This is a genomic window from Pseudomonas pisciculturae (assembly GCF_015461805.1).
Classification (GTDB): domain Bacteria; phylum Pseudomonadota; class Gammaproteobacteria; order Pseudomonadales; family Pseudomonadaceae; genus Aquipseudomonas; species Aquipseudomonas pisciculturae.
Map to the genome: position 1 here is coordinate 244963 of NZ_JACVZE010000001.1, position 15891 is coordinate 260853.

The 15891-nt window shown below is 60.3% G+C and carries 15 protein-coding genes, 1 pseudogene and 1 riboswitch; of the genes and pseudogenes, 9 read left to right on the forward strand and 7 right to left on the reverse strand.

The genetic code is table 11. The features are described from left to right. Positions 1-56: 56 nt before the first annotated feature. Positions 57-266, reverse strand: a complete 210-nt coding sequence (locus ICY20_RS01200; protein ID WP_105696144.1) for a hypothetical protein — start codon at positions 264-266, stop codon at positions 57-59. 184 nt (positions 267-450) lie between these two features. Here ICY20_RS01200 and ICY20_RS01205 point away from each other — a divergent pair, with 184 nt between their 5' ends. Further along, on the forward strand, positions 451-708 hold the full coding sequence (locus tag ICY20_RS01205; protein WP_159960541.1) for a hypothetical protein: 258 nt from the start codon (positions 451-453) through the stop codon (positions 706-708). 125 nt (positions 709-833) lie between these two features. On the opposite strand, the gene ICY20_RS01210 is transcribed toward ICY20_RS01205, so the two are convergent. Beyond that, complete coding sequence (locus ICY20_RS01210; RefSeq protein WP_194936766.1) at positions 834-1997, reverse strand: 1-acyl-sn-glycerol-3-phosphate acyltransferase; 1164 nt, start codon at positions 1995-1997, stop codon at positions 834-836. Between the two features lie 132 nt (positions 1998-2129). Between ICY20_RS01210 and ICY20_RS01215 the strand changes: the two genes are divergently transcribed. Genes ICY20_RS01215 through ICY20_RS01225 form a run of 3 tightly spaced genes read left to right on the forward strand, consistent with a single transcriptional unit; the run spans position 2130 to position 3242 of the window. Continuing rightward, positions 2130-2312 carry a CPXCG motif-containing cysteine-rich protein gene (locus tag ICY20_RS01215; protein ID WP_159962629.1) on the forward strand — a complete coding sequence of 61 codons (183 nt, stop codon included), beginning with the start codon at positions 2130-2132 and terminating at the stop codon, positions 2310-2312. An 11-nt stretch (positions 2313-2323) separates the two neighbouring features. After that, the gene (locus tag ICY20_RS01220) at positions 2324-2584 is read left to right on the forward strand and encodes a putative signal transducing protein (protein ID WP_105520858.1); all 261 of its coding nucleotides are present in this window, start codon (positions 2324-2326) and stop codon (positions 2582-2584) included. A gap of 37 nt (positions 2585-2621) precedes the next feature. Next, positions 2622-3242 (forward strand): SOS response-associated peptidase, encoded by a 621-nt coding sequence (locus tag ICY20_RS01225; RefSeq protein WP_159962628.1) that lies wholly within the window; start codon positions 2622-2624, stop codon positions 3240-3242. Between the two features lie 132 nt (positions 3243-3374). On the opposite strand, the gene ICY20_RS28345 is transcribed toward ICY20_RS01225, so the two are convergent. Continuing rightward, positions 3375-4217 (reverse strand): methyl-accepting chemotaxis protein, encoded by an 843-nt coding sequence (locus ICY20_RS28345; RefSeq protein WP_407692612.1) that lies wholly within the window; start codon positions 4215-4217, stop codon positions 3375-3377. A gap of 15 nt (positions 4218-4232) precedes the next feature. Further along, a pseudogene (locus tag ICY20_RS28350) lies at positions 4233-5513 on the reverse strand (HAMP domain-containing protein); the annotation flags it as partial. A 231-nt stretch (positions 5514-5744) separates the two neighbouring features. Here ICY20_RS28350 and ICY20_RS01235 point away from each other — a divergent pair. Beyond that, positions 5745-6563 (forward strand): M48 family metallopeptidase, encoded by an 819-nt coding sequence (locus ICY20_RS01235; RefSeq protein WP_122487564.1) that lies wholly within the window; start codon positions 5745-5747, stop codon positions 6561-6563. Between the two features lie 134 nt (positions 6564-6697). On the opposite strand, the gene ICY20_RS01240 is transcribed toward ICY20_RS01235, so the two are convergent. The 3 genes from ICY20_RS01240 to ICY20_RS01250 all read right to left on the reverse strand — a co-directional run bounded on the left by ICY20_RS01240 (position 6698) and on the right by ICY20_RS01250 (position 9537). Then, positions 6698-7282 (reverse strand): TMEM165/GDT1 family protein, encoded by a 585-nt coding sequence (locus tag ICY20_RS01240; protein ID WP_025855563.1) that lies wholly within the window; start codon positions 7280-7282, stop codon positions 6698-6700. 88 nt (positions 7283-7370) lie between these two features. Further along, positions 7371-7492, reverse strand: a riboswitch (yybP-ykoY riboswitch). A gap of 50 nt (positions 7493-7542) precedes the next feature. Continuing rightward, positions 7543-8541, reverse strand: a complete 999-nt coding sequence (locus ICY20_RS01245; RefSeq protein WP_194936768.1) for a class I SAM-dependent methyltransferase — start codon at positions 8539-8541, stop codon at positions 7543-7545. Positions 8542-8571: 30 nt separating this feature from the next. Beyond that, on the reverse strand, positions 8572-9537 hold the full coding sequence (locus ICY20_RS01250; protein ID WP_194936769.1) for a 2-hydroxyacid dehydrogenase: 966 nt from the start codon (positions 9535-9537) through the stop codon (positions 8572-8574). Between the two features lie 85 nt (positions 9538-9622). Here ICY20_RS01250 and ICY20_RS01255 point away from each other — a divergent pair, with 85 nt between their 5' ends. The 4 genes from ICY20_RS01255 to ICY20_RS01270 all read left to right on the forward strand — a co-directional run bounded on the left by ICY20_RS01255 (position 9623) and on the right by ICY20_RS01270 (position 15784). Beyond that, the gene (locus ICY20_RS01255) at positions 9623-10255 is read left to right on the forward strand and encodes a LysE family translocator (RefSeq protein ID WP_194936770.1); all 633 of its coding nucleotides are present in this window, start codon (positions 9623-9625) and stop codon (positions 10253-10255) included. Between the two features lie 282 nt (positions 10256-10537). After that, positions 10538-12220: a fatty acid--CoA ligase gene (locus tag ICY20_RS01260; RefSeq protein ID WP_194936771.1), complete on the forward strand. Its 1683-nt coding sequence runs from the start codon at positions 10538-10540 to the stop codon at positions 12218-12220. A gap of 331 nt (positions 12221-12551) precedes the next feature. Further along, positions 12552-14390 carry a DUF1302 domain-containing protein gene (locus ICY20_RS01265; protein WP_194936772.1) on the forward strand — a complete coding sequence of 613 codons (1839 nt, stop codon included), beginning with the start codon at positions 12552-12554 and terminating at the stop codon, positions 14388-14390. Between the two features lie 29 nt (positions 14391-14419). Continuing rightward, on the forward strand, positions 14420-15784 hold the full coding sequence (locus ICY20_RS01270; protein ID WP_159962621.1) for a DUF1329 domain-containing protein: 1365 nt from the start codon (positions 14420-14422) through the stop codon (positions 15782-15784). Positions 15785-15891: the final 107 nt, after the last annotated feature.

Consider the following 15891-nt stretch of genomic DNA (forward strand, 5'->3'; position numbering starts at 1 on the left):
ATTCTTTAAAAAAAACCGGGCCCCGCGATGGGCCCGGTTTTTTTTCGCCTCCAGTTTCAGGCAGCGGTGTCGATACAGAAGTCCAGCAGGCTTACCCCGGTCAACAAGTCGGCCTCCGGCAAGTCGGCATGCTGGTGCCCGCCGAGGGCGCAATACACCAGCCAGTGGCGGTCCTGGACGTTGAATGCCAGGCCGCCGACCAGCGCCTCCTGCTCATCGCTTTGGGCGATCAGATACAGCCGATCCTGGTTGTGCGCGTGCAGCATGACAAGCTCCCGTACGTTCGAAGGGCAACAGAGTGGCTTGTTAAGGTGACGTTCAGGTGACGGCGTAAATTACTGGATACATTGGCCGTCCATTGGGGGTGGAGCGTTTTCGGCGCTGGCGGCCACTCTTGTTCAGGTGTGTATCTGGGCCGATACCCTGTCATTGTTTTTTCTGAGGTTTGTGATGGCGCTGTACGCTGTATTGATCAATGGTGTGGCTTTGGCCGTGGCCTGTCCGGGCGCGGCGCTGCTGCTCATCACCCGCCTGCGCGAACAGCGCGCGATGGCCAAGCTGACCGCACAGAGCGAAGACCGTGCGGTCGACCAGCCGATGCTGTTTCTGGATGTGCGCACCGAGCGGGCGCATCGTTTGGCGTACCGGATAGGGTTTGCCTGTTTGGGTTTGGCACTGCTGACTTCTTGGATCAGCACTCACCTCTAATCAACACTGCAAATAAAATGTGGGAGGGGGCTTGCCCCCGATTGCAGTGTGTCAGCCAAGTATTACTAAGCTGACACACCGCTATCGGGGGCAAGCCCCCTCCCACATTTTGATCAGTGTTGGCTTTAGAGGGGGATACCAGCCTTGACCCGGTACTGGTTACGCACCGGCGTCGCATACTGAACCACCAAAAACGGCCGGTGCTCAGCCGGGCACTCATTCAAGCGCCGTTCCCACTCGGCCTTCGCCTTGGCCAACTCATCCGCCGGGAACACCTCAGCCGCCATTGGCACCTGCAACTGCGGGTCGGCGTCGCTCCACTGGGCATACGCCAGGTAGTGCACCGGGAACAGGCGATAACCGCCGAGAATCTGCCGGTCCATTTCCATGGCCAGTACTTTGGTGTCTTCGAAGCGCTCGGTGATCGGCGGTGCGAAGTTGATGTGCACGCGGCCTTTATAGCCGGTTATGCCCAGGGCAATGCTCACATCATCCTCGCCCGGTGCCTTGCTATAGGTGCCCGTGGTGGCGCGGATGTACAACTCGCGTGCTTTGGCGGTATCGCAGGGGTCGTACTCGTAGCTGATGGACACCGGCGTCAGGTTCAGTGACTGGATCACCTCGGCAAACGGCTCGTCCTTGCGGCTGACGTGGAACATCTTGAGGATCGCCGACTCGGTGCGATCGTCCCCATCCTTGGCGCGGCCTTCGGCCTGGGCAATCCAGATCGACTCGCAGTCGTTGCGGATCGAATGGTTGATGTACGCCGACAGCAGGTTGAACGCCGCCATCTTTTCCTTTCGCCCGGTGATCGAGCGGTGCACGATAAAGCTCTTGTTCAGGCGCATCAGGTCGCTGACAAACGGCTTTTGCAGCAGGTTGTCGCCGATGGCGATGCGCGGCGTCGGCAGGCCGGCGTGGTACACGGCGTAATTGACGAAGGCCGGGTCCATCACGATGTCGCGGTGGTTGGCCAAAAACAGGTAGGCGGTGCCAGACTTGAGCTGCTCGACGCCGGTGTAGGTCACGCCGTCGGTCGCCCGGTCGATGGTGTGGTCGACGTAATACTCGACTTTGTCCTGCAGCGTGGCCACGGTGGTGACGCCGGCAAATTCACGGCGCAGCTTGCGGGCGATCATCGGCTTGAGAAACCAGCCCAGGGGGCCGGCGAAGCGCGGGAAGCGGAAGTGGGTCAGGATGTCCAGAAACGCCTTGTCACTGAACAGCCGGTCCAGCACTGCCGGGACTTCGCTGTCGTTGTAAGGTCGGATGGTATCGAATTGGCCCATCATGCTCTCTTGTTAGAAACGGCTAGGGTAAGTAAAGGAAATACCAGGGGGCGGCCCGAGTAATGGGCTCGGCCGGAAATAGCCCTGTAAATAGACCGGCGATTATACGCACAAGTCACTTTGGAGGCTGCGATGCTGGAAACTGCGACGTACGATTGTCCTTATTGTGGTGAAGAGGTCGATACGACGGTGGATTTGTCTGGAGGCGATCAGACTTATATAGAGGATTGCCAGGTGTGTTGCCGACCGATCATTTTCTATCTGCAAGTCCATGGTGATGAGTGGATGCTTGAAACCCGCAGCGAAAACGAATAACGGGTACGCCCATGCAACGGATCTACGAACCGGAAAACCTGATGGAGGGCGAGCTGTTGCAGCAGATGCTCGCCAGCGAGGGCATTGAGGCGCACCTGGTGGGTCGCCATTTGCTCGGTGGCACCGGCGAGCTGCCGATTTTCGGCCTGCTCGGCCTGGAGGTGGACAACGACCGGGCTGCGGACGCCCGTGAGCTGATTACCGCCTATATCGGCGCGCAACCGGTGCCCGGCGATGAACCCGACAGCTTCCCCGACGTGCTGGTCTGTTAGGCTGTCGGTCGGTTTACCCCAAGAGTCGTGTTACCCCATGTGTGGACGTTATGCCCTGTTTCGCTGGAACCCCACCTTTGCGGCCTTGCCGGGCTTCCCGGCCGACCAGCAGGCCCAGTGGAACATTTCTCCGAATGATTCTGTGCTGATCCAGCGCGCCACCGACGGCCAGCGCACCCTGGCCCGCGCCCGCTGGGGCCTGACACCGCCCTGGCTGACCGACCTCTCGCGTACCCCCGCCCATGCCCGCGCCGAAACCCTGGCCGAACAGCCGATGTTCCGTGAAGCCTTCCGTCAGCGCCGCTGCCTGTTGCCGGCCAATGGCTTCTACGAGTGGCGGGGCACCCAGCGCAAACGCCCGTACTGGTTGACGCCGGGGGAGGGCTCCACGTTGTTTTTTGCCGCCATCTGGGAAGCATACCCGGTGCAGGAACAGGTGTGGCTGAGCACGGCCGTGGTCACCCAGGCCGCGCAGAGTCAGCGGCGACCGTTGATTCTGGATGCGGCGGGGCAGGAGGCTTGGTTGAATCCAGAGACACCGGTGCATGTGTTGCAAGGGTTGCTGGCCAGTGAGCCCGTCGCGTTGCGTGAGCGCGTGTTGGCCAATATGGTTAATGATCCGAAGCTCAATGGGCCGGAGTGCCTGACACCGGCTTAGGTTCTCTATTGCCTGTTCTGGCCTCTTCGCGGGCAAGCCCGCTCCCACATTTGACCGCATTCTCATGTTGGAACTCGATCAACTGTGGGAGCTGGCTTGCCTGCGATGGCAGCCTCAAGGCCGCCCCAAACCCTAAACCTTGAACTGATTAATCAACCGCCGCTGCTGCTCCGCCAACTTGGTCAAATCCGCACTCGCCGCGCTGGACTCATCCGCGCCGCCCGCCACTTCATTGGCCACCTGGCCGATATTGATCACATTGCGGTTGATGTCCTCGGCCACCGCGCTTTGCTCTTCGGCCGCGCTAGCGATCTGGGTGTTCATGTCGTTGATCACTGACACTGCCTGAGTGATGGTCTCCAGCGCTTGAGCTGCCTTGGCCGCATGCTGCACGCTTTCATCTGTGCGGTTCTGACTATCCTCCATTACCCGCACCACCTCTCGCGTGCCCTGTTGCAGTTGCTGGATCATGGTCTGGATTTCTTCGGTGGCCTTCTGGGTTTTTTGCGCAAGGTTGCGCACCTCGTCGGCCACCACGGCAAAACCACGGCCTTGTTCGCCAGCCCGCGCTGCTTCGATGGCCGCGTTGAGGGCCAGCAGGTTGGTCTGCTCGGCGATGCCGCGAATGGCGATCAGGATGGCGTTGATGTTCTCGCTGTCCTTAGCCAGGGTCTGCACCACGCCGACGGCCTTGCCGATTTCTTCGGCCAGCGCGCCGATGGAGGTGGAAGTGTCACGCACAATGCGCATGCCCTGGCTCGCGGCCTGGTCGGCGTGGCTGGCGGCTTGCGCGGCCTGGGTGGCGTTGCGCGCCACGTCTTGCGCGGTGGCGGTCATCTCATGCACGGCGGTGGCGACCTGATCGATCTCCACCATCTGTTTATGCACGCCCTGGTTGGTGCGAATGGCGATGTCAGCGGTGTGTTCCGACGAGTCGCTGACCTTCTGCACCGAGCTCACCACCTGGGTAATCATGGCCTGCAGCTTGATCAGGAAGGTGTTGAAACCACTGGCGATGGCGCCCAATTCATCGGCACGATCACTGCTCAGGCGCCGTGTGAGGTCGCCTTCGCCTTGGGCGATGTCATTGAGCATGGCCACCATCTGTTTGAGCGGGCGGGCAATGCCGTGGCCTACCAGCCAGATGACCAGCAGGCCGATGCCGGCAATCACCAGGCCGGCGATGGCCATGCCGAAGATATCGGTCTTGCGCTGAGCCTCCAGATCGCTTTGCAGGGTGCGCAAGTCAGCCATCACTGCGCTCAGCGGCAGTTGCAGCATCAGGGTCCAGCGCGCATCGGTCTGGCCGATGTTGAACGGCAGGAACAACTCGATATGCCCGTGTTCCTCGTCGATGTCATAACGCACTTCGCCGACTTTCAGCTGGGCCAGGTTGCTCATTTCGTTACCGTCGAGCAGGTCGCTGGCTTTTTCACCGAGCTTGCTGGCGTCTTTGGTGTAAGCCACCAGGCGGCCGTTGCTGGAGATCAGCGCCAGCTCGCCGGCGCCATTGTAGAGCTTTTGATCGGCAGCGGTGAGCATGTCCTGGATGAAGTTCACCGACAGGTCGGCACCCACGATGCCCTGGAAGGTGCCGTCGATGATGATCGGCTCGATAAACGACGCCAGCATCACCATCGCATTGCCTACCTTGTAGGGGGCGGGGTCGATGGCGCAGGGTTTTTTGCTCTCTTTGGAGCACAGGTAGTACTCGCTGGCGCGCACGCCGGTGGAGAGGATTTTCTGGTCGGCCACGTCAGCCAGTTTATCCAGGCCCAGGCTGCCATCGGCATTGCGGTACCACCACGGCAGGAAGCGTCCGTCGGCACCCATGCCAGCGATAGGGCTGTCTACGTAGGCAGCGTCGTTGTGCTCAATCGCGTTGGGTTCCCAGCCGATGTAGGCGCCGAGGATTTTTGGGTTGCGCACCACGCTTTCGTGCAACAGGTTGATCAGTTGTTCACGGCCGACCTGCAAGGCTGGCCCGCCTTTGGCGTCTGTCATGCCGAGCAAGGCGTTGGTGGTGGCCAGGCCCTTGGCGGTCACCAGCGGTGCTTCCAGCTCGCGCTGGATCAAAGTGGCCTGGGTGTGTGCCAAGGTGGTGAGGCGTTGCTCGATGATTTGTTCGAATTGCGCCTGGGTGCGTTGCTGCACCATCGCTTGGGTGCGTGCGCCGGCGAATAAGGCATAGAGCACCAGCACCGCAACCACGCTCAGCACGATGGCCCCGGCCAAGGCTGCGACAGAAAACTGAATCGACTTGAATTTCATGGAAGCTCCGGGCGCAGCAGGGGGTGGCCGATCTCTTGGTATCGGCCACGGGCGCGAAAGGCATGAGGGTTTGTCCTACAAAATACTGTCGGATGTCGCAAACGGAATGCCTGCCGCCGTTACCGGGGCGTGTGAGATGTATCCTAAAATCAGCGGTTAAACGTCTGGTGTATCTGGCGCCGATACAAATGAGCGCCTACGATAGCCGCCATGTTTTCAGGGAGCGTGTTTATGAAGAAATCATTGGCGGTAAGTGGGTTGGTGGCAGCGTTGCTGCTGGCCGGGTGTCAGTCGGTCAACACCACCAGCGGCGGCGCCGTTGGGGTCGAGCGCAAGCAATATATGTTCAGCATGCTGTCGAGCCAGGAAGTCGACCAGATGTATGCCCAGTCCTATCAGCAGACGTTGGGCGAAGCCAGCAGCAAAGGCCAGGTGGACAAGACCAGCGCCAACGCCAAGCGGGTGCAGGCCATTGCCAAGCGCTTGATCGCCCAGGCGCCGACTTTCCGCCCCGATGCGGCGCAGTGGAAGTGGGAAGTGAACCTGATCAAGAGCGACGAGATGAACGCCAACTGCGGGCCTGGCGGCAAGATCTTCGTGTACAGCGCACTGATCGACAACCTCAAGCTGACGGACGACGAGTTGGCAGCGGTGATGGGCCATGAAATCGCCCACGCCTTGCGCGAACACGGCCGTGAAGCCATGTCCAAGGCCTACGGTATCGAGATGGCCAAGCAGGGCGCTGGTGCGTTGTTCGGCCTGGGCCAGGACAGCCTGGCACTGGCCGACACCGTGGCTAACTACGGCATGACCTTGCCTAACAGCCGCAGCAATGAAAACGAAGCAGACCTGATCGGCCTGGAGCTGTCGGCCCGTGCGGGATACAACCCGAATGCGGCCATTACGTTGTGGAACAAGATGGCCAAGGCGTCGGAAGGCTCGCCGCCGGAGTTTATGAGCACTCACCCGGCGTCTGACAGCCGGATCGCTTCGTTGCAGGCGGCGATTCCGAAGGTGATGCCGCTTTACCAGCAGGCCAAAAAGTCCTGATATTCAAGATAGTGTGAAGATCCAAATGTGGGAGGGGGCTTGCTCCCGATGGCGGTGTGTCAGCTAATGAATACTTGGCTGAAAAGCAGCTATCGGGGGCAAGCCCCCTCCCACATTGGATTGGGTTTACAAATTCAGATCCAGCCGCTGCTCTGCATGGCCTTGTACACAGCCACAATCGCCAGCACAAAAAACGCCGTCGCCGCCAACCGTCGAATCAACGTCAACGGCAGTTTCTCCGCCGCGAAATTCCCCGCCAATACCACCGGCACGTTGGCAATCAGCATGCCCACGGTCGTCCCGATAATCACCAGCCACAACTCCGGATACTGCGCGGCGAGCATCACCGTGGCGATCTGGGTCTTGTCACCGATTTCCGCCAGGAAGAACGCGATCAGCGTGGTCAGGAATGGCCCGAACTTACGGGTGGTGCTGGCTTCGTCATCGTCGAGCTTGTCGGGCACCAAGGTCCACAATGCGGTGGCGCAGAAGCTCGCCGCGAGAATCCAGTGCAACACCGCATCCGAGAAGAAGCTTCCGAACCACGCGCCCACGGCACCGGCGGCCGCATGGTTGGCCAGGGTCGCGGCGACGATGCCGGCGATGATCGGCCAGGGTTTGCGAAAGCGTGCAGCAAGGATGAGCGCGAGCAGTTGCGTCTTATCGCCGATTTCGGCCAAGGCAACGATTGCGGTAGGTACGAGTAGTGAATCCAGCATCAGGTAGGTTTCCAGGGGCGGGTCGACACGGCTATGACACGTACAGCCTTCCCGCCCCGGGTAAGGTGTGCGTGTCATAGGTCTTGTCAAACCCCGGTCCGTCTGTGCGGACTCCTGGGTCGCATACGCCATGGTCTGTTGACCAAGTATGTTGACGTATGCCGGACGAGCGTGGCGCTCGTGGGAGACTACTCCCCTAGGACGGAGCGGATTCTGCCTAGGCAAAACCCATTCGGCAAGCCTTCTTTTTCAAACGCCCGTCAGCCGCGCTTGGCACGGTAGATGCGAAAACCATTGCCCTCGGCCTTGATTGCGCACACGCCCAGATGCTCTTCGATCAGTGGTTGATACTTCAGGAAACTATTCGCCACAAGCCGCAGTTCGCCGCCTTTTGCCAGATGTTTAGCCGCTTTTCGCAGCAGGTTCTCAGTGGCGAAATAATCGGTGTGCACGCCGACATGAAACGGTGGGTTACTCAGAATCGTGTTCAAACCCATCGGCGCAGCGTCGATGCCATCACCGGTCAATACGTCGGCTTCCAGACCGTTGGCAGCCAAGGTCAAGCGGCTGCTGGCGGCGGCGAAGGCGTCCACATCCAGTAAGGTGACGGTGTTGTGCGGGTAGCGGCGTTTTACCGCAGCCCCCAGCACGCCCGCGCCGCAACCGAAGTCCAGCAAATGGCCGCTGGGCAGTTTGTCCAGGTGCTCCAGCAGCAATTCGGTGCCGCGGTCGAGGCGACCATGGCTGAATACCCCCGGCAAACTCACTACCTTGAGCGGGCCTTCGGCCAGTGGCACGTCAAAAACCTGCGCCAGGCTTTCCAGCTCGACCGCTTGCGGGGCGTTGGCCACGGTGATTTGCCACAGCTGGCAATGGCGTGCGCTGTCGAGCTTGCGCGGCTTGCCAAAGGGGGTCAGCTGCTTGGCTGCGCTTTCGATACCGGCTTTCTTCTCGCCCACCAGAAACAGCTCGGCGCCGGGCAAGCGTGCGGCCACGGCGTTGAGCAGGTAGTCGGTGAGGTCCTTGGACTTGGGCAGGAAGATCACCGCTGCACCAAACGTGCGCTCTGGCACATTCACACCGAACAGGCTGCGCTCGGGGAAGCGTGCGTCCAGCGCGGCCTGGTCGCCGGCATGCCAGCACCAGCCGTGGGCGTTGGGCAGGCGACCCAGCAGATCGTCGGCTGGTAAACCTACCAGCAGCAGGTTGCCTTGAAAAAGTTCGGCCTGACGAAGCAGTACTTCACTGCGCGGATCCATGGTCTGCTCCTTGAAAAGGGGCGCAGTTTATCAACTCACGACACGCTGCGGTGCGCCGCTGAAGAAGCCCCGGGCGTTTTCGGCCAACTGGCCGACGATACGCTGGCGCGCTTCACGACTGCCCCAGGCGTTATGGGGCGTGACGATCAGCCGAGGGATGTCGCCCGCCAGCAGCGGGTTGCCATTGACCGGTGGCTCCACGCTCAACACATCGGTCGCCGCACCGCCCAGATGGCCGCTGCGCAAGGCATCTGCCAGCGCCTGTTCGTTGATCAAACCACCGCGTGCCGTGTTGACCACAAACGCGCCAGGCTTGAGCAGCGCCAATTCGCGGGCGCCGATAAAGTCGCGGGTATGCTCGTTGAGTGGGCAGTGCAGGGTCAGCGCATCGACTTGCGCGAGCAGTTCATCCAACGGCACGCGGTCGGCGCGGGCCGGGCGGCCGGGGATCGCGCCGAGCACGACGCGCATGCCAAAGGCTTCGGCCAGGCGCGCCACGGCGCCGCCCAGTTCACCGTGGCCGAGCAGGCCGAGGGTCTTGCCTTCCAGCTCGACAATCGGGTGGTCCAGCAGGCAGAACTGCTTGGCCTGCTGCCATTTGCCGGCGGCGACATCCCGTTGATAGTCCTTCAGGCGCGTGGCCAGGTTGAGCAGCAGCATGATCGTGTGCTGCGCCACCGACGGCGTGCCATAGCCCTGGCAGTTGCTCACGGTAATGCCATGGGCGCGGGCAGCGTCGAGGTCGACGTTGTTGGTGCCGGTGGCCGACACCAGGATCAGCTTGAGCTCGGGGCATGCCGCCAGGGTTTCGGTGTTGAGGGCGATCTTGTTGCTGATGGCGACTTGGGCGCCTTGCAGGTGTTCGATGACATTTTGCGGTGTTGTATCCGCAAACAACTGCAGGTCGCTGAAGCTGTTGCGCAGTTCGCTGAGGTCCAGGTCCCCCAGGTCCAGGGACGGATGATCAAGAAAGACGGCGCGGCGATTGTTCGTCATCAACTGTACCTTTTGCGACAGGGTTCGTAGGCGTAATCTGCCGAGCCTATCAGATGAAATAATCAGTTACTCAATTGGAGTGAGCATGTACCTCGCCGAGTTTTTTACCGTCGTCCTGATCCACTTGTTGGCGGTGGCCAGCCCCGGCCCGGATTTCGCCGTAGTGGTGCGCGAAAGTGTTACCCATGGCCGACGCGCCGGTACTTGGGCGGCGCTGGGCGTGGGTTCGGCGATTTTCCTGCACGTTGGGTATTCGTTGCTGGGGATCGGCTTGATCGTGTCCCAGTCCATTGTGTTGTTCAACGCACTCAAATGGGCGGCCGCGGCGTACCTGCTGTACATCGGCTTCAAGGCCCTGCGTGCGCAGCCGGCCAAGCCTTTGGCCGAAGGTGAGTTGCACCCCGAGATGGGTGAGCGCACTGCGCGTCAGGCATTTACCTCAGGCTTTGTGACCAATGGGTTGAATCCCAAGGCCACGCTGTTTTTCCTGTCGCTGTTTACCGTGGTGATCAACCCGCACACGCCGCTGGCGATCCAGGCGGGTTACGGCGTTTACCTGGCCGTCGCGACAGGGCTGTGGTTCTGCCTGGTGGCGATGTTATTCAGCCAGCAGCGTGTGCGCGCCGGTTTTGCGCGGATGGGGCATTGGTTTGATCGGACCATGGGCGCGGTGTTGATTGCGATTGGTGTGAAGTTGGCCTTCACCAGTATGAAATAAGCGCTGCTCTAGAGCGGGCACATTAACAAATGTGGGAGGGGGCTTGCCCCCGATAGGGGTGGGTCAGTTACAGATAAGTTGGCTGACCTACCGCAATCGGGGGCAAGTCGAATCGTCGCACCGCCCCTCCCACATTGGGTTGCCGCACGGCTTCAATGCTGGCGCAAAGCTAGCATTCATTGCCCCCTGCAAATCATTCCTTTGGCTGATTTGGCTGAAACCTAAGCGCTCTACAGTGCAGATCTTTCAGCCAAGACCGTGCAGTCATAAAAAGGGATTCGTATGTTGCAGACCCGTATTATCCCGCCCGCCGAAGGCGCGTACTCATGCCCGCTGTTGATCAAACGCCTGTTGCTGTCGGGCACTCGCTACGAGAAAACCCGCGAAATCGTCTACCGCGACAAGCTGCGCTACACCTATCCAACCCTGATCGAACGGGTCGCTCGCCTGGCCAACGTGCTCACCGACGCCGGCGTTAAGGCTGGTGATACCGTGGCGGTGATGGACTGGGACAGCCATCGCTACCTGGAATGCATGTTTGCCATCCCGATGATCGGCGCGGTGATCCACACCATCAACGTACGCCTGTCGCCGGAGCAGATTCTCTACACCATGAACCACGCCGAAGACCGCTTTGTGCTGGTCAACAGCGAGTTTGTCGGGCTCTACCAGGCGATTGCCGGGCAACTCACGACGGTCGACAAGACGCTGCTGCTCACCGACGGCGAATCCAAGACCGCCGAACTGCCGAACCTGGTGGGTGAGTACGAAACCCTGCTGGCCGCCGCCAGCGCCCGATACGACTTCCAGGATTTCGACGAGCACTCCGTCGCGACCACCTTCTACACCACAGGCACCACCGGCAACCCCAAGGGCGTGTACTTCACCCATCGCCAGTTGGTGCTGCACACCATGGGCGTGGCGACCATCATGGGCAGCGTCGACAGTGTGCGCCTGCTGGGCACCAACGACGTGTACATGCCGATCACGCCGATGTTCCACGTGCACGCCTGGGGCTTGCCCTATGTGGCGACCATGCTCGGCCTGAAGCAGGTCTACCCCGGCCGTTACGACCCCGAATACCTGGTGGAGCTGTGGCGCAAGGAAAAGGTCACCTTCTCCCACTGCGTGCCGACCATCCTGCAAATGGTGCTCAACGCCAAGGCCGCTCAGAATGTGGATTTTGGCGGCTGGAAAATCGTCATCGGCGGCAGTGCGCTCAACCGCACACTGTACGAAGCGTCCAAGGCCCGTGGGATTCAACTGACGGCGGCGTACGGCATGTCCGAGACCGGGCCGCTGGTGTCGTGTGCCCACCTCAATGAAGAGCTGATGGCCGGCACCGAAGACGAACGCACCACCTATCGCATCAAGGCCGGCGTGCCCGGGCCGTTGGTGGAGGCGGCAATCATCGACAGCGACGGCAACTTCCTGCCCGCTGATGGCGAGTCCCAGGGCGAGCTGGTGCTACGCGCGCCGTGGCTGACCGAGGGTTACTACAACGAACCGCAGAAGGGCGCCGAGCTGTGGGCCGGCGGCTGGATGCACACCGGCGATGTGGCCACCCTGGATGCCTTCGGCGTGATCGACATTCGCGACCGCATCAAGGACGTGATCAAGACCGGCGGCGAGTGGGTCTCTTCCCTGGCGCTCGAAGACCTGGTCAGCCGTCACCCGGCGGTACGCGAAGTAGCGGTGGTGGGCATTGCCGATCCGCAGTGGGGCGAACGCCCGTTTGCGCTGTTGGTGGTGCGTGATGGCCATATGATAGGGGCCCGCGAGCTCAAGGAGCACCTCAAGCCGTTCGTGGAATTGGGGCACTTGAGCAAGTGGGCGATTCCGAGCCAGATCGCGGTTGTTACGGAAATTCCCAAGACCAGTGTCGGCAAGCTCGACAAAAAACGTATCCGCATCGACATCATCGAATGGCAGGCCAACAACAGCACATTCCTGTCCACCCTCTAGCACCCTTCGCCGCGCCCATTCGGGCGCGGCAATGCTCTATCTTGCGGCTCTACTTGTGATTTGCCGATTTTCAGCCATCCTTGCCTCGCCGGCCTTCGTCGGTGTGGCGAAAGGGTTGAGGCAGACGGGTCGGTGATGCAAATCACACTTTAGAGGGATCAAGCACTACCCCCTGCTGGCTATAGTCCCTTCCAGAGTTTTTCAAGGATGTTCCGCTTCGGGCCATGGGGGCTCGGCTGCCGAGCGGCATTGGAATCGTTGTATTCCGGCCGTTACACGCATCAACGAAAGAACTCACTGCCATAACAATAATGCACATGGAGTAGCGTCGATGACCTCAGTAAACCAGTTCTGGCGCCGGGCAAGATTGCCCCTGGCCGTCAGCCTCGCCTCTACGCTCGCCGGGCCTGCATTCGGCGTCAGTTTCAATATCGGTGAAATCGAAGGGAGCTTTGACTCGTCGCTGTCGGTGGGTGCCAGCTGGAGTACGTCCAAGGCCAACCGTGACCTGATCGGCGTCAACAACGGCGGCACGGGCTTGTCCCAGACTTCCGATGACGGCCACTTGAACTTCAAGCGTGGGGAGACCTTCTCGAAGATCTTCAAGGGCATTCATGACCTGGAACTGAAATACGGCGATACCGGTGTGTTTGTGCGGGGCAAGTACTGGTATGACTTTGAACTCAAGGACGAAAGCCGCCAGTTCAAGGACATCAGCGACAACAACCGCAAAGAAGGCGCCAAGTCGTCCGGCGGGCAGATTCTCGATGCGTTCGTTTATCACAACTATGCGGTTGCCGATCAGCCGGGCAGCGTGCGGTTTGGTAAGCAGGTGGTGAGCTGGGGTGAAAGTACCTTCATCGGCGGCGGCATCAACTCCATCAACCCGATCGATGTGTCGGCGTTCCGCCGTCCGGGTGCCGAGATCAAGGAAGGCTTGATTCCGGTCAACATGTTCTATGTCTCGCAAACCCTGACCGATAACCTGTCGGCCGAAGCGTTCTATCAGTTGGAATGGGACCAGACCGTTACTGACAACTGCGGGACATTCTTCTCGCAGCCGGACGTGATTTCCGATGGTTGCACCGACAACCTGCGCGTGCTGAACAGCCGCCGTACTTTGACCCCAGCCCAACTGGCGGGCCTGGCCTCGTTTGGTGTGGACGTTAACAACGAAGGCGTTCTGGTTCGTCGTGGTCCCGATCGTGACGCTCGCGACAGCGGCCAGTTCGGCGTTGCGTTCCACTACAACTTCGAGCCGCTGGACACCGAGTTCGGCGCGTATTTCATGAACTACCACAGCCGGGCGCCGATCTTCAGTGCACAAGGTGCGCCTCAGGCTTTCTACGGTACTAACAACCCAGCGATTGTCGCGGGCAACTCCAATTATTTCGTCGAGTACCCGGAAGACATTCGCCTGTACGGCTTGAGCTTTTCTACCACGTTGCCTACCGGCACCGCCTGGAGTGGTGAGTTGAGCTACCGGCCGAACGCGCCTGTACAACTGAGCACCACCGATATCCTGTACGCCGGTGTGACGCCGATCCCTGGCTACGGCAACGCGTCGGTGCTTAAAGGCTCGGCTGGTCAGGACCTGCATGGCTACCGTCGCAAAGAGGTTACCCAGTTCCAGACCACCTTCACGCACTTCTTCGATCAGGTGATGGGCGCCAGCCGCTTGACCACCGTCGGTGAAATCGGTGTGACCCACGTGGGCGGGCTGGAGAGCCGATCCGAGGCCCGTTATGGTCGCGACCCAGTCTTCGGCCCAGGTACGTTGCCAGGCGGGTTCTGCGGTACCTTGAACAACAGTACGGCTGTGGGCGGGGGCTTGCCCAATTCGTCTAGCCTGAACACCAATTGCAACAATGATGGCTTCACCACCGCCACATCTTGGGGCTATCGCGCCCGTGCTATCTGGGAATACCCGGACGTGTTCGCTGGCGTCAACCTCAAGCCTAGCGTTGCGTGGTCTCACGACGTCAAAGGCTACTCGCCAGGCCCTGGTGCCAACTTTGAAGAAGGTCGCAAGGCCGTCAGCTTGGGTGTGGATGCCGAGTATCAAAATACCTACACCGTCGGCTTGAACTACACCAACTTCTTTGGTGGCAAATTCAGCACGGTGGATGACCGCGACTTCGTTGCTCTGAGCATGGGCGTGAACTTCTAAGCACACTGCATTTCAGGAAGAACCAGAACATGAAAATAAGTAAAAATCTGTTGCAGGTGGGTGTGCTTGGGTTGTCGATCCTGGCGAGCAACGTCATGGCGGCAGTGTCGGCCGATGAAGCTGCCAAGCTGGGCACGAGCCTGACCCCGATGGGCGCCGAAATGGCCGGTAACGCAGCCGGCACCATTCCAAAATGGTCGCCGCTGCCAACCAACGCTGGCGCCGTCGATGCCCGTGGGTTCCTCGCTAACCCATACGCCAGCGAACAACCGCAGTTCACCATTACTGCCGCCAACGTTGAGCAGTACAAAGACAAGCTTGCGCCGGGGCAGTACGCGATGTTCAAGCGTTACCCTGAGTCCTTCAAGATGCCGGTCTACCCGACCCATCGCGGCGCCACGGTGCCGGCGGATGTGTTCGCAGCCATCAAGAAGAACGCCACCACCACCAACCTGGTGTCTGGCGGCAACGGCCTGGAAAACTTTGAAACCGCCGTGCCGTTTCCGATTCCCAAAAGTGGCGTGGAAGTGATCTGGAACCACATCACCCGCTATCGCGGCGGCAGCGTGACACGTCTGGTAACCCAGGCCACGCCGCAAACCAACGGTTCCTACAGCTTGGTGTACTTCAAAGACCAGTTCGTGTTCCGCGACAAGATGAAGGACTTCGACCCGAAAAACCCGGGCAACGTGCTGTTCTACTTCAAGCAGCAAGTCACCGCGCCAGCCCGTCTGGCCGGTGGTGTGCTGCTGGTGCACGAAACCCTGGACCAAGTGAAGGAGCCGCGTTCGGCGTGGGTCTACAACGCCGGCCAGCGCCGTGTGCGCCGGGCGCCGCAAGTGTCCTATGACGGCCCGGGTACTGCCGCCGACGGCCTGCGTACCTCCGACAACCTCGACATGTACAACGGCGCACCGGATCGCTACGACTGGAAGCTCGAAGGCAAGAAAGAAATCTACATCGCCTCCAACAGCTACAAGATCGACGATCCCAAGCTCAAGTACGCCGACATCATCAAGGCCGGCCACATCAACCAGGACCTGACCCGCTACGAGCTTCGCCGTGTCTGGCACGTGGTCGCCACCTTGAAAGAAGGCCAGCGTCACATCTACGCCAAGCGTGACTTCTTCATTGATGAAGACACCTGGCAAGCCGCGGTGATCGACCACTACGACGGTCGTGGCCAACTGTGGCGCGTCGCCGAAGCCCATGCCGAGAACTACTACGACAAACAAGTGCCGTGGTACGCCCTCGAAACCCTCTACGACTTGCAGTCCGGCCGCTATCTGGCTCTGGGTATGAAGAACGAAGAGAAGCAGGCGTATGACTTTGGCTTCACCGCCACCACCAGCGACTTCACCCCGGCGGCGTTGCGCCAGGATGGCGTTCGCTAACAGCTGCTGACCGAGGCCGCATCCTCGTAAGCTAAGCCCCGACTGGTTCGGGGCTTTTTTATTTGAAGATATTTTTTGTCTTAGTTCTTTTTCAGTCATTTGTTGCA

Bases quoted from the DNA above. Each gene is read 5' to 3' on its own strand.
- ICY20_RS01240 (WP_025855563.1), bottom strand. From the start codon at position 7,282: ATGCTGGATTCACTACTCGTACCTACCGCAATCGTTGCCTTGGCCGAA.
- ICY20_RS01245 (WP_194936768.1), bottom strand. From the start codon at position 8,541: ATGGATCCGCGCAGTGAAGTACTGCTTCGTCAGGCCGAACTTTTTCAA.
- ICY20_RS01250 (WP_194936769.1), bottom strand. From the start codon at position 9,537: ATGACGAACAATCGCCGCGCCGTCTTTCTTGATCATCCGTCCCTGGAC.
- ICY20_RS01270 (WP_159962621.1), top strand. From the start codon at position 14,420: ATGAAAATAAGTAAAAATCTGTTGCAGGTGGGTGTGCTTGGGTTGTCG.
- ICY20_RS01200 (WP_105696144.1), bottom strand. From the start codon at position 266: ATGCTGCACGCGCACAACCAGGATCGGCTGTATCTGATCGCCCAAAGC.
- ICY20_RS01265 (WP_194936772.1), top strand. From the start codon at position 12,552: ATGACCTCAGTAAACCAGTTCTGGCGCCGGGCAAGATTGCCCCTGGCC.
- ICY20_RS01235 (WP_122487564.1), top strand. From the start codon at position 5,745: ATGAAGAAATCATTGGCGGTAAGTGGGTTGGTGGCAGCGTTGCTGCTG.
- ICY20_RS28345 (WP_407692612.1), bottom strand. From the start codon at position 4,217: ATGATTACCCAGGTGGTGAGCTCGGTGCAGAAGGTCAGCGACTCGTCG.
- ICY20_RS01220 (WP_105520858.1), top strand. From the start codon at position 2,324: ATGCAACGGATCTACGAACCGGAAAACCTGATGGAGGGCGAGCTGTTG.
- ICY20_RS01225 (WP_159962628.1), top strand. From the start codon at position 2,622: ATGTGTGGACGTTATGCCCTGTTTCGCTGGAACCCCACCTTTGCGGCC.
- ICY20_RS01260 (WP_194936771.1), top strand. From the start codon at position 10,538: ATGTTGCAGACCCGTATTATCCCGCCCGCCGAAGGCGCGTACTCATGC.
- ICY20_RS01205 (WP_159960541.1), top strand. From the start codon at position 451: ATGGCGCTGTACGCTGTATTGATCAATGGTGTGGCTTTGGCCGTGGCC.
- ICY20_RS01255 (WP_194936770.1), top strand. From the start codon at position 9,623: ATGTACCTCGCCGAGTTTTTTACCGTCGTCCTGATCCACTTGTTGGCG.
- ICY20_RS01215 (WP_159962629.1), top strand. From the start codon at position 2,130: ATGCTGGAAACTGCGACGTACGATTGTCCTTATTGTGGTGAAGAGGTC.
- ICY20_RS01210 (WP_194936766.1), bottom strand. From the start codon at position 1,997: ATGGGCCAATTCGATACCATCCGACCTTACAACGACAGCGAAGTCCCG.